Here is an 11,983-nt window from a genome sequence, read left to right as displayed (position 1 = left end):
CCGGGAGGGGGCGGGGCCGACCGGCCGGGCAGGCGGGTGGGAATCAGGCAGCGCTGACGACGCCGGAGGCCGCGATCTCGACCTTGCCCTTGGGGGCGCCGGACTGGGAGCCCAGGGCCTCGATCTGGTCCACGAGCGCCTGGCCCTCGACGACCTCGCCGAAGACGACGTGCTTGCCGTCGAGCCACGAGGTGACGACGGTGGTGACGAAGAACTGCGAGCCGTTGGTGTTGCGGCCGGCGTTCGCCATCGACAGCAGGTACGGGCGGTCGTGCTTCAGCTGGAAGTTCTCGTCCTCGAACTTCTCGCCGTAGATGCTCTTGCCACCGGTGCCGTTGTGGTTGGTGAAGTCACCGCCCTGCAGCATGAACTGGGGGATGACGCGGTGGAAGCCCGAGCCGGCGTAGCCGTAGCCGTTCTGGCCGGTGCACAGCTCGCGGAAGTTGCGCGCCGTCTTCGGGACGACCTCGTCGAAGAGGGCGAAGACGATGCGGCCGGCGGGGGCGCCGTTGATGTTGATGTCGAAGTAGACGTTGTCGCTCATGGGGTCCATCCTGTCACTCCCGGTGCGGTGCGCTGTCCGGCGGGGCCGCAGCCCCGCCTCCGCGCAGGTCAACCGCTCGTACGGGTGCCCGTGCCCTTGGCCGCGTCCAGGGCGTACACGCAGCGGTCCTTGCTGCATGCGTAGACCACGCCCGCCTCCGCCACCGGGGAGCCCGTGATCTCGCCGCCCGTGGCCAGCTTCCAGCGCAGCTGGCCGCCCGCCGCGTCCAGGGTGTACAGGCAGTGGTCGGCCGACCCGAAGTGCACGCGGCCGTCCGCGACCGCCGGCAGGCCGGTGATCTCGCCGCCCGCAGCGAACCGCCACTTCGGGGTGCCGGTGACCGCGTCGAGCGTGTACAGCGCACTGCCCGCGCCCAGGTGGACGTTGCCGTTCGCGACCACCACCGGGTCCGAGGACTGCCGTGCCTCCGTCGCGATCCGCCAGCGGTCCTGCCCGGTGGCCGCGTCGAGGGCGTAGACGGTGCCCAGGTAGTCGACGAGGTAGACCCCGCCGCCCGTGATGGCCGCGCCCGGCGCGAACGCCGGGGGTGCCAGGAAGACCGCGGGCGCCTCGAAGTGCCAGCGGACCCGGCCCGAGGCCCTGTCCACCGACAGGACGCGGGTACCGGCCGCGATGTAGACATTGCCGTCCGGAGCCGGAGTGACCCTGACGGGCACGTTCCCGCAGGAGGCCGCGTCCCCGATCGGGTAGGACCAGGACTCCCGGCCGCTGCGCGCGTCCAGGGCCCGCAGCCGGGCGTCCTGCCACACGTACACCGTGCCGTCGTGGAGGACCGGAGCGGCCTCCAGCGTCTCGAAGTCGCTCTGCGCGCCGGTCAGCTCCCACAGCTTGTGGCCGCTCGAACCCTCCCGGCCCTGTACGCCGCCCCCGCGCGTGGCGGTGACGACCGTGCCGCGCTCGGCGCGCACCGCGTACACCCACGCGTCGGTGGACAGCCGCCACCGCTCGGAGCCGTCACCGGCGTCCAGCGCGTAGAGGGACGGGCCGTCGGAGGCGTGGATCCGGCCGTCGGCGACCGCCATGGACCAGGCGACGTCGCGGGTCTTGAACTGGCGGCGGCCGCTCGCCACGTCCAGCGCGTGGACCTCGAAGGAGGTCACGTAGAGCAGGTTCCCGGCGACCGTCGGGGTGCCCCAGACCTCGTTGGACATGCGGAAGCGCCACGGCCGCCAGCGGCCGCTGTCCGGGGCCGGCCCGGGACCCGGTACGGAGCCCGGTACGGGCTGCACGGCCGAGGGGGTGGCCACCGACCCGCCGGGCGGGCGGATCCAGCCGGTCGCCGAGTCCGAGGCGGCGGCGGAGGCGTGCGCTGCCGGGGCCGCGGCGCTCGCACGCGGCCCGGGCCCGATCGGCACCGGAGAGCCGCCCAGGCGCACCGGCTCGCCCGAGGGCACCGGCGACATCGGCGGGTGGTGCGGGCGCTGCGGGACGGCCTGGCCGGTGCGCGGGTCCACCCACGAGTCGGCCCCGCGCGGACGGCGGTGCGTGGCGGCCTCGGAGGCCGCTCCCCGGCCGGCGGAGCGCGGGCCGGGCGCCGGCACCACGGGGGCGGGCGGCGTACGGTGCCCCGCGCGCCGGGCCTCGATCATCGCGACGGCCCGGGCGGGCAGCCACGCCGAGGCGGTCCCGCTGTCGTCACCGCCGTCGAACAGGTGCGGGGCGAGCTGCGCCTGCAGGTCGGCCGGGGTCGGCCGGAGCGTGGCGTCCATCTGCATGCAGGAGTCGATCAGCGGCCGCAGCTCGGCGGGCAGGCCCTCCAGGTTGGGGCCCTCGCGCAGCAGCATGAAGACCGTCTCCACCGGGTTCGCCCCGTGGTAGGGCGGGTGCCCGGTGGCGGCGAAGACGAGGGTGGAGCCGAGCGAGAAGATGTCGCTGGCGCCCTTGACGCTGCGCGAGTCCTTAGCCTGCTCGGGCGACATGTAGGCCGGGGTGCCGACGGCGACGTTCGTCATGGTCAGGCGGGTGTTGGACACCCCGCTCGCGATACCGAAGTCGATCACGCGCGGGCCGTCCTCGACGACGAGCACGTTGGACGGCTTCAGGTCGCGGTGGACCAGACCGGCGCCGTGGATGGACTGCAGGGCCTCGGCGATCCCGGCCGCGAGCCACCGTACGGCCTGGGCCGGCATGGGCCCGCACTCGTTGACGATCTCCTCCAGGGAGGGCGCCGGGACGTACGCGGTCGCCAGCCACGGCACGGCGGCCCGCGGATCGGCGTCGACCACGGCCGCGGTGTAGAAACCGGAAACCGCCCGGGCCGCCTCCACCTCGCGCGTGAATCGGACGCGGAAGAGCTGGTCCTCGGCGAGCTCGGTGCGCACCGTCTTGATCGCGACCCGCCGTCCGGACGCGGACCGCGCGAGATAGACCAGCCCCATGCCGCCGGCGCCGAGCCGTCCCAGCACCTCGAAGGGGCCGATCCGTCTCGGGTCGTGCTGCGTCAGCTGCTCCACCACTCGCCTCCACACCCATCCCCGTACGGGCCACTCACCGGGCCCGCTTCCACCGGCACGGGGCCCTGCCCCGTGCAGCGTCTCACCCCGGGCGCCGCCCGGGTCGAGCAACCCCGATTCTGTCAGGCCCGGACCCGGTCCGGCCCCGGCACGTCGAGCAGCGCGGTGTGATCTGCCCGGCGATCCCTCCGGGCGCCCTACGCGTCGGGCTGCGTGCGGGGTTCCGAGAGCAGCCCGAAGACCGCCCCCTGATTGTCGGCGACGACAGCGATCCGCCCGTAGGGGGTGTCGAAGGGGTCGGCGGTGACCCGGCCCCCGAGCCGCTGCACCGTGATGACCGACTGGTCGCAGTCCGGTACGGCGAAGTAGGCGAGGAAGTGCGCGGGCATGATCTCGGGGAAGGCGTCGGTGATCAGGCTGCGGCCCAGGACGGCGGTGTCCGTGCCGGGCGCCGCCCCGGGCGGGGACCAGATGCGGTACTCGACGCCGGCGTCGTCCTGGTCCTGCGGCACGTAGCCGAAAACCTTGGCGTAGAAGACGTCGACGGCGTCGCGGGCCCGTGTGTAGACCTCGCTCCAGCAGTACGTGTACGGCTCCTGCTGGGCCTCGAAGCCGTGGTGGGTGCCGGGCTGCCACAGGCCGAAGACGGCTCCGCCGGGGTCGGCGGCCATCGCGGCGGTGCCGTACGGGCCGACCGGCATCGGGTCCATGACCATCTGGCCGCCGGCGGCGCGGATGCGCTGCGCGCAGGCGTAGGCATCGGTGGTGTAGAGGTAGATCCCCCAGACGGTGGGCATGCGGCCGTCGGGCTTGGGGGCGAGGGCGGCGACGTTGCGGCCGCGGCTGTAGGCCTGGGTGTAGTGGCCGTACTCGGCGCCCGCACTGCCGGCGAAGGTCCACCCGAAGAGCTCACCGTAGAACCGCTTGCCCGCCTCGACGTCCGGAAGCGAGGCGTCCACCCAGCAGGGTGCGCCTTCCACGAATGCGGCCATGGGCCCGTTTCCTTCCGTTGTGCGGGGGTGTGTACCCTCCCACCTCTCCCAGCCATGATCTGCCCGAAAACTTGTCCACAGCCTGTTGATAAGACTATTCGGGGGAAACCTTGCGGAACCGGGCGACACGCCCGGGGCGGCGATGGGGGCGCGCAGGACCCGATTTCCGGCCGGAATGCGCCCCCTCGGCCGGCCGGGAGCGCCTTCCGCCCAGGCCAGGGACCCCGTAACCCCATTTGCAGGCGGCCGAATAGCGCGCCGATCACCCCTCGGTAAGCTGACGGCATGACAGGACAAGTACGCACCGTCGACGGGCGTGTCGCCGGCCGGCGCGGCCAGGCGACGCGGCAGAAGCTGCTCGACTGCCTCGGCGAGATGCTCAGCTCCTCGCCGTACCGCGACGTCAAAGTGATCGACGTCGCCCGCAAGGCCGGTACCTCCCCCGCGACCTTCTACCAGTACTTCCCGGACGTCGAGGGCGCCGTCCTGGAGATCGCCGAACAAATGGCCACCGAGGGCGCGCAGTTGACGTCGCTCGTCGAGGGCCGGACCTGGGTCGGCAAGTCAGGTTGGGCCGCCGCCGAGGAACTCGTCGAGGGTTTCCTGGAGTTCTGGCGCCGCAACGACGCGATCCTGCGGGTCGTCGACCTCGGTGCGGCCGAGGGCGACAAGCGCTTCTACAAGATCCGCATGAAGATCCTGAACTCGGTCACCAACTCCCTCACGGAATCGATGAAGGAGCTCCAGGCCAAGGGCAAGGTCGACAAGGACATCAGCCCCGCGGCGATGGCCGGTTCGCTGGTCGCGATGCTGGCCGCGGTCGCCTCGCACCAGAAGGGCTTCCAGACCTGGGGCGTCAAGCAGGCCGAGCTCAAGCCGAACCTGGCGCTGCTCGTCCACCTCGGCATCACGGGCAAGAAGCCGACGAAGTAGCGGCGGACCCCCGGACGTCCTCCAGGGGCCCGCCGTCCACGCCAACCACTGCGATCACTCCGATCACGCCTGCGTTCACGCCGATCGCACCTGCGATCACGCCTGAGGCCGCGCCTCGCCCGAGGTCACGCCTCGCCCGAGGTCGTGCCTCGCCCGAGGCCACGCCTGAGGTCACACCTGAGGTCACACCTGAGGTCACACCTGAGGTCACGCCTGCGATCAGCGACGCTCCAGGCGGAACAACCGGATCTCGCGCTCGATGCGCGCCTGGTACGTCGCATACGGCGGCCAGAACCTCAGCACCGCCTGCCACGCCTCCGCGCGTTCCTCACCCGCCAGCAGCCGGGCCCGGACGGGGATGTCCCGGCCGTGCCAACTCACGTCCGCGTCCGGGTGCTTGAGCAAGTTCCCGGTCCATGCCGGGTGCCCGGGCCGGCCGAAGTTCGAGCCGATCAGGATCCACGTCGTACCGCCGTCCTCCGGCATGCAGGCGAGCGGGGTGGTGCGCGGTTCACCGGTTTTGGCGCCCTTGGCGGTGAGGATCACGCCCGGCAGCATCTGGGCGCTGAGGATGACCTTGCCGCGGGTCAGTTTGTGCACCGCCCTGTCCATGGCGGGGATGAAGTGCGGCGCGATCTTGGCGAAGAGCATGGTCGAGGAGACCTTCTGCATGAGCTTGACGCCGGGAGCCATCAGACGGCCACCTTCTCGGACGCGGGCGGGAACGGGGGCGGGGGTGTCGGTGTGGGTGTGGGCGTGGTGGAGGCGGATGCCGCGCCCGGGTCCGCCGTCGCGTCCGCCGTCGCGTTCGCGTGCACGGTCGGGGCGGGGTGTCTCGGCGGCGGGGCGGCCGCGGCCGGGTCCGTGAACAGGCCCGCGCGGTCGGCGGCGTGCGCCCGCAGCCGGTGGACCGGGCCGAACAGCAGCTCGTCGGCCGCCGCCCGCTTGAAGTAGAGGTGCGCGTCGTGCTCCCAGGTGAAGCCGATGCCGCCGTGCAGCTGGATCGCCTCCCCCGCGGTCACCCGGAGGGCCTCCAGCGCCTGGGCGAGCGCGAGGCCACCCTGGTCCGGGTCCCAGGCGGCGTAGTAGGCCGCCGAGCGGGCCGCCTGCACCTGGACGTACAGGTCGGCGAGCCGGTGCTTGACCGCCTGGAAGGACCCGATCGCCCGGCCGAACTGCTCGCGCTGGCGTACGTACTCGACCGTGCGGGCGAGTGCCCGGCCCGCCGCCCCGACCGCCTCGGCGGCCAGTACGGCGGAGGCGGTACGCCCGGTCGCGGCGAGGGCGGCCGGCACATCGGCCCCTTCGTCGCCGAGCAGCTCCGCCGGAACGTCCCTCAGCTGGATCCTGGCCTGCGGCCGGGTCTCGTCGAGGACGGCCTGCCGGGTCCGTACGAGGCCGGGCGCGTCCTCCCGTACGAGGAACAGCAGCGTGCGGCTGCGCGCGAAGCCACCGGTGTGCGCGGCGACCAGAAGCAGCCCGGCGCTGTGCCCGTCGAGCACCTGCGCGGCCTCCCCGTACAGTCGCCAACCGCCTCCGGCGGCGTCGGCGCGGGCCTGGACCCCGCCCGCGCGGCCACCGCCGGCCCACCGCCCGGAGGCGTCCTCGCCGGTCAGCGCGAGGGCGGTGGCCAGCGCCGGGCCGCTGACGGCAAGGGCGGCGGTCAGCGCCCCCGTCGCGAGCGGCGGAAGCAGCGCGGAGCGCTGGGCGGCGGTACCGAGAGCGGTGATCAGCGGAACGCACAGCGCGGCGGTGGCCAGCAGCGGCGAGGGCAGCAGCGCCCGGCCGGTCTCCTCGCAGGCGAGCGCCAGGTCGGCGGGGGTGCAGCCGACGCCGCCGTACTCCTCGGCGATGGCGATGCCCGGCAGCCCGAGCTGCCGGGCGAGCTGTTGCCAGAGCTCGCGGTCGTGTCCGGCGGTGGTGCGGACTGCGGCCTTGACCTCGTCGGGGCCGCAGCGTTTGCCGAGGATCTCGCGCAGGGTACGGCGTATCTCGTCCTGCTCCGCGGTGAAGGCGGCATCCATCGTCGGGCTCCTCCCGGGGGCACCTCCCGGCGGCGGCCGGGAGGGATCTGACGGGCCGTCATGTTAGGCCCGGCGGGGACAGATGCACAGGGGGCGGCGGGGGTGGGTTGCGAGGAGGGGTCTAGCATCTGACGCAGCGTCAGATATACCGTTCCTTCATGCCTGGACTCACATCTGGACCCACGTCCCGCCCCCGCCGGAGGGTCGCGGTGGTCGGCGTCGCCCTCTCGGACTGCGGCCGGGTCGACGGCCCCACCCCCTACGCCCTGCACGCGCAGGCCGCCCGGCGGGCCCTGGCCGACTCCGGCCTGGACCGCTCGGTCATCGGCGGCTTCGCCTCGGCCGGCCTCGGCACGCTGGCACCGGTGGAGGTCGCCGAGTACCTGGGCCTGCGCCCCACGTGGGTCGACTCCACCTCGGTGGGCGGCTCGACCTGGGAGGTCATGACCGCCCACGCGGCGGACGCCATCGCCGCCGGGCACACCAACGCCGTGCTCCTGGTCTACGGATCCACCGCCCGGGCGGACATCAAGGCCCGGCGGCGCACCTCGAACCTCTCCTTCGGAGCACGGGGACCGCTGCAGTTCGAGGTCCCGTACGGCCACACGCTGATCTCCAAGTACGCCATGGCCGCCCGCCGCCACATGCACGAGTACGGAACGACGCTGGAACAGCTCGCCTCGGTGGCCGTACAGGCCCGCGCGAACGCCGCCACGAACCCGGACGCGATGTTCCGCGACCCGATCACCGTCGAGGACGTGCTCGGCGGCGACATGATCGCCGACCCCTTCACCAAACTGCACTGCTGCATCCGCTCGGACGGCGGCTGCGCGGTGCTCCTGGCGGCGGAGGACTACGTACCGGACACCGCCAAGGCCCCCGTCTGGATCCTGGGGGCGGGCACGTCCGTCTCCCACACCACCATGTCGGAGTGGGAGGACTTCACGGTGTCCCCGGCGGCCGTCTCGGGCCGCATCGCCTTCGAACGCGCCGGCCTCACCCCCGCCGACGTGGACCTCGCGGAGATCTACGACGCCTTCACCTACATGACCCTGGTGACTCTGGAGGACCTCGGCTTCTGCGCCAAGGGTGAGGGCGGGGCCTTCGTGGAGAAGGGCCGCCTGCTGCGTGACGGGGAACTCCCGGTCAACACCGACGGCGGCGGCCTCTCGGCCTGCCACCCCGGTATGCGCGGCCTGTTCCTGCTGGTCGAGGCCGTCCGCCAACTCCGCGGCGAGGCGGGCCCGGGCCAGGTCACCAAACCCGGCGGCCGCCTCCCGGAGGTCGCCCTCGCCTCGGGCACGGGCGGCTGGTTCTGCTCGTCGGGGACGGTACTGCTGGGGCGGGGGTGAGGGGACATGCCCGTGCGGGGGGGGAGGGCGGGGGGGGTCTGGGGGTCGCGGGGCCGGGGGGCGGGGGGCCTACTTCCCCTCGGCGAGGGTGTGGGCGACGAGCGCGTTGGCGTGCCCGTGCCCGAGGCCGTGCTCCGTCTTGAGCCAGGAGACGAGCTCCATGTGCTTGGTCAGCGGCGAGGAGCGAATGAGGTCCTGCCACTCCCCGATCGGACGCCCGTACTTCTTCTCGATCGAGGGGAAGTAGCTGGCGGGTCCCTTGGCTGTCTCGGCCATGGTGCGTCTCCTCCGTGGGGTGCGGGTGCGGGGTGGGTGCGGGGTGGTGTCTCGTTCCGTAGGTATGACTGCGGCGGGGGCGGAAACTCATCGGCCCTGGGGAAGCTTCTTCGGGGGGACGAGGCGGGGGCCGGGCGGGCGGTGTCGGTGACGTTCGGGGCGGCTCCGGTGGGCGGGGTCCACGGGGGCGGCAGTCAGAGTGGACCCCGTCCCCCGAAGCCGCCCCCGCGCGAATCCGAACCGCCACCCCCCACCCCCCTCGCCCCCGCCCCCCGCCCTGCTGTTCCATGAGCCTCATGACCAGCGATGCCAGTGGAACCGGCCAGGCCGGTGGAGCCGCCCCCGACGACTTTCGCGCCACCCTGCACTCCCTGCGCGTGTGGGACTCGCCGCTTCCCGGGTTCGACCCCGGGGCCGCGCCCCGTGAGCCGTTGGCGCTGTTCCGGGAGTGGTTCGTGCATGCCGCCCGGGCGGGGCAGCCCGAACCGCACACCATGACTCTGGCGACGGTGGACGGGGACGGGCGGCCCGATGTGCGGACGTTGATGCTGCACGATGCCGACGCGCGCGGCTGGCACTTCGCCTCGCACGCCACCAGCGCCAAGGGCGTGCAGCTGGCCGCGCGGCCGGAGGCGGCGCTCGGCTTCTACTGGCCCTCCGTGGGCCGCCAGGTCCGCGTCCGGGGTCGGGTCACCGTCTGCGGGCCCGAGGAGAGCCGGGCGGACCTGGCGGTCCGCTCGCGGGGTGCGCTCGCCGCCGCGCTCACGGGCCGGCAGAGTGAGGTGCTCGGCTCCTTGGAGGAGCTGGCGCGGGTCTCGGCGGCGGCCTGGGAGCGGGCCGGAGCCGAGCCGGACGCGCCGGCTCCGACCTGGACGCGGTACGTGCTGGACCCCGCCGAGGTGGAGTTCTTCCAGGGGGACGCCGCGCGCCGGCACATCCGCCTGCGGTACTCCCGTACTCCCGGCGGGCCCTGGGACCGCGAGCTGCTCTGGCCCTGATCCCTCAGTCCGGCGGCGCGGCCCGGAAGACCGCCACCCACACCCCGTCCGCCGCCTCGCGGAAGGTGACCGTCAGCGGCATGCCGATGCGCAGGTCCGCCGCCTCGCAGTCCACCACTTCGGTCATCATCCGCGGGCCCTCGGCCAGGTCGACGACGGCCGCCGTGTACGGGACGCGCGTACCGAACGGCGGTAGGTCGTTGCGGTGGATCACCGACCAGGTGTAGAGGGTCGCCCGGCCGCTCGCCGTCTCCCACGTGACGCGGTCCTCGCCCGCCCAGCAGAACGGGCAGAACTCGCGCGGGTAGTGGTGCGCCCGCCCGCAGTCGGCGCAGCGCCGCAGCAGCAGCCGGCCCTCGGCGGCGGCGTCCCAGTAGGGGCGGGTGAAGTCGTCCGCCTCGGGGAGGTCGTAACGCACGGCGCCGGTCACAGGAACAGTCCGATCGCCGCGTCGAGGGACCAGGTCTGCCAGGACATCGCGAGGAGCGCGACGAGCGAGATGAGCGCCATCATCGCGTTCTGTCCCTGCTCGGCCCAGTCGTGGATCATCAGCACGAGGTAGAGCAGGTTCAGCAGGAGGCCGCCGATCAGGGCGACCGGGGTCAGGAGGCCGAGCACCAGGCCCAGCCCGAGTGCGAGTTCCGCGTAGACGACGATGTACGCCATCGCCTTAGGCCGTGGTGCGACGACCAGTTCGAAGCCGCCCTTGACGAAGGTCCAGCGGTGTTTGCCGGCGACGTCGGCGGCCCAGGCGATGCCGGTGCCGCGTTCGAACCAGCCCTTCTTGTCCTTGTGCCGCCAGCTCTCCAGCCACCACAGGCCGAGGCCTATCCGGAGCACGGCGAGCCATTCGGCCCCACTGAGCCAGATGGTCTGCATCGGCAGCCCCCACCCCTCTCGCGATCGACGCGTACGCTCTATCTGACGGTACGTCAGTTGAGCGGATCCGGAGCGTTCCCGCAAGGCCCCCGGCCGGCCGCGGATCCACGAGCCCCGCGGGCACCGCGCACGCCCGTGATCGATCCGCAATCGATTCCCCGCCCGACCGAGACCCATCAACCCAGCGTGGCGATACGATCACACCTCATGCCCGGAGACCCCACAGCACCCGACATGACCACCCAGCCCCGCCCCGTGTACGTCATCGGGGCCGGCCCCGGCGGCCTCGCCGCGGCCGCCGCGCTGCGCGCCCGCGGGGTCCGTGCGGTGGTCGTCGAGAAGTCCGACGAGGTCGGCTCGTCCTGGCGGCGGCACTACGACCGGCTGCGCCTGCACACCACCCGCCGCCTCTCCGCCCTCCCGGGCCTGGCCATGCCGCGCCGCTTCGGGCGCTGGGTCTCCCGCGACGACGTCGTGCGCTATCTGGAGAAGTACGCCGAGTTCCACGAGCTGGAGCTGGTCACCGGCGTGGAGGTGACCCGGATCGAGCGCGCCCCCGAGGGCGAGGACGGCTGGACCCTGCACGCCAGCGGCGGGCGGGAGCTGGCCGCCGCGGCCGTCGTCATCGCCACCGGGTACAACCACACGCCCGCGCTCCCCGACTGGCCGGGCCTGGACGGGTACGGGGGCCGGCTGCTGCACGCCCGCGAGTACCGCAACCCCCAGCCGTACGCGGGCCAGGACGTCCTCGTCGTCGGCGTCGGCAACACCGGCGCCGAGATCGCCGTCGACCTCGTCGAGGGCGGCGCGGCACGGGTGCGGCTCGCCGTGCGCACCGCGCCGCACATCATGCGCCGCTCCACCGCCGGCTGGCCGGCCCAGCGCAGCGGGATCCTCGTACGCCGGCTGCCGGCGCGGCTCGTGGACCGGCTGTCGGCGGTCGTCGCCAGGGCCTCCGTACCGGACCTGTCGGCGTACGGACTTCCGCGCCCCGCCACCGGCCTGTACAGCAGGGTGAAGCAGGGGTCGATACCGGTTCAGGACGTCGGTCTGATCGACGCGGTCCGCAGCGGCAGGGTGGAGCCGGTGGCCGCCGTCGAGGCCTTCGACGGCGCCGAGGTGCTGCTCGCGGACGGCTCGCGGATCACCCCGGACGCGGTGATCGCGGCGACCGGCTACCGCCGGGCGCTGGAGGGACTGGTCGGCCACCTGGGGGTGCTGGACGAGCGCGGCCGGCCCCTCACCCACGGCGCCCGCTCCCCCGAACAGGCCCGCGGCCTGTACTTCACGGGCTTCTCGAACCCCATCAGCGGCATGTTCCGGGAGATGGCCCTGGACGCGGAGAAGATCGCCAGGGCGGTAGCCCGCCGTGCGGCCTCCAAGGCCGACCGGTAGGCGGCTGAGGGCCGGGCCCGCCCCGGTCGCCGCGTCGGCCGAATCGCGCCCTGGACCGGTCCCGGCGGGATCTGTCACCGTTCACTTCACCACACCACCTCCACACCTTTCCTGCG

12 protein-coding genes are annotated in these 11,983 nt (G+C 73.3%); 4 read left to right on the top strand and 8 right to left on the bottom strand.

Annotated elements, in window-relative coordinates; translation table 11 throughout:
• Window positions 1–43 precede the first annotated feature (43 nt).
• The 3 genes from OG373_RS22670 to OG373_RS22660 all read right to left on the bottom strand — a co-directional run bounded on the left by OG373_RS22670 (window position 44) and on the right by OG373_RS22660 (window position 4,010).
• Entirely contained in the window at window positions 44–544 is a 501-nt protein-coding gene (locus OG373_RS22670) for a peptidylprolyl isomerase (RefSeq protein WP_189971476.1), read from the bottom strand.
• A 68-nt stretch (window positions 545–612) separates the two neighbouring features.
• A complete protein-coding gene (locus OG373_RS22665; RefSeq protein ID WP_405439949.1) occupies window positions 613–3,021 on the bottom strand; it encodes a serine/threonine-protein kinase in 2,409 nt (802 codons plus the stop codon).
• 194 nt (window positions 3,022–3,215) lie between these two features.
• Entirely contained in the window at window positions 3,216–4,010 is a 795-nt protein-coding gene (locus tag OG373_RS22660; RefSeq protein ID WP_397739624.1) for a VOC family protein, read from the bottom strand.
• A 285-nt stretch (window positions 4,011–4,295) separates the two neighbouring features.
• On the opposite strand from OG373_RS22660, the gene OG373_RS22655 reads away from it, so the two are divergent.
• Window positions 4,296–4,943 carry a TetR family transcriptional regulator gene (locus OG373_RS22655; RefSeq protein ID WP_189971482.1) on the top strand — a complete coding sequence of 216 codons (648 nt, stop codon included), beginning with the start codon at window positions 4,296–4,298 and terminating at the stop codon, window positions 4,941–4,943.
• A 219-nt stretch (window positions 4,944–5,162) separates the two neighbouring features.
• Here OG373_RS22655 and OG373_RS22650 read toward each other — a convergent pair whose 3' ends face one another.
• Both OG373_RS22650 and OG373_RS22645 read right to left on the bottom strand, forming a co-directional pair.
• Window positions 5,163–5,636, bottom strand: coding sequence for a nitroreductase family deazaflavin-dependent oxidoreductase (locus OG373_RS22650; protein WP_405439947.1), 474 nt, complete (start codon window positions 5,634–5,636; stop codon window positions 5,163–5,165).
• Complete coding sequence (locus tag OG373_RS22645; protein WP_405439946.1) at window positions 5,636–6,967, bottom strand: acyl-CoA dehydrogenase family protein; 1,332 nt, start codon at window positions 6,965–6,967, stop codon at window positions 5,636–5,638. Before OG373_RS22645 ends, OG373_RS22650 begins: the two co-directional genes overlap by 1 nt.
• Before the next feature lie 158 nt (window positions 6,968–7,125).
• Here OG373_RS22645 and OG373_RS22640 point away from each other — a divergent pair, with 158 nt between their 5' ends.
• Window positions 7,126–8,319 carry a thiolase C-terminal domain-containing protein gene (locus tag OG373_RS22640; RefSeq protein WP_405439944.1) on the top strand — a complete coding sequence of 398 codons (1,194 nt, stop codon included), beginning with the start codon at window positions 7,126–7,128 and terminating at the stop codon, window positions 8,317–8,319.
• 69 nt (window positions 8,320–8,388) lie between these two features.
• Here the strand turns inward: OG373_RS22640 and OG373_RS22635 are convergent, their stop codons facing one another.
• Window positions 8,389–8,595: a DUF4287 domain-containing protein gene (locus OG373_RS22635; protein WP_150257893.1), complete on the bottom strand. Its 207-nt coding sequence runs from the start codon at window positions 8,593–8,595 to the stop codon at window positions 8,389–8,391.
• Between the two features lie 296 nt (window positions 8,596–8,891).
• Between OG373_RS22635 and OG373_RS22630 the strand changes: the two genes are divergently transcribed.
• The gene (locus OG373_RS22630) at window positions 8,892–9,593 is read left to right on the top strand and encodes a pyridoxal 5'-phosphate synthase (RefSeq protein ID WP_405439942.1); all 702 of its coding nucleotides are present in this window, start codon (window positions 8,892–8,894) and stop codon (window positions 9,591–9,593) included.
• Between the two features lie 4 nt (window positions 9,594–9,597).
• Here the strand turns inward: OG373_RS22630 and OG373_RS22625 are convergent, their stop codons facing one another.
• The gene (locus OG373_RS22625; RefSeq protein ID WP_405439941.1) at window positions 9,598–10,023 is read right to left on the bottom strand and encodes a Zn-ribbon domain-containing OB-fold protein; all 426 of its coding nucleotides are present in this window, start codon (window positions 10,021–10,023) and stop codon (window positions 9,598–9,600) included.
• Window positions 10,020–10,472 carry a DoxX family protein gene (locus OG373_RS22620; protein WP_397739371.1) on the bottom strand — a complete coding sequence of 151 codons (453 nt, stop codon included), beginning with the start codon at window positions 10,470–10,472 and terminating at the stop codon, window positions 10,020–10,022. The genes OG373_RS22625 and OG373_RS22620 overlap by 4 nt, the downstream gene beginning before the upstream one ends.
• 207 nt (window positions 10,473–10,679) lie before the next feature.
• On the opposite strand from OG373_RS22620, the gene OG373_RS22615 reads away from it, so the two are divergent.
• Entirely contained in the window at window positions 10,680–11,867 is a 1,188-nt protein-coding gene (locus OG373_RS22615; protein ID WP_405439940.1) for a flavin-containing monooxygenase, read from the top strand.
• The last annotated feature ends 116 nt before the right edge of the window (window positions 11,868–11,983 follow it).

Origin of the sequence: Streptomyces avidinii (assembly GCF_045161815.1) — a bacterium.
Lineage (GTDB): Bacteria > Actinomycetota > Actinomycetes > Streptomycetales > Streptomycetaceae > Streptomyces > Streptomyces avidinii.
The sequence above is the reverse complement of the archived record's forward strand: the minus strand, read 5'-3'. Positions and strand labels throughout refer to the sequence as shown.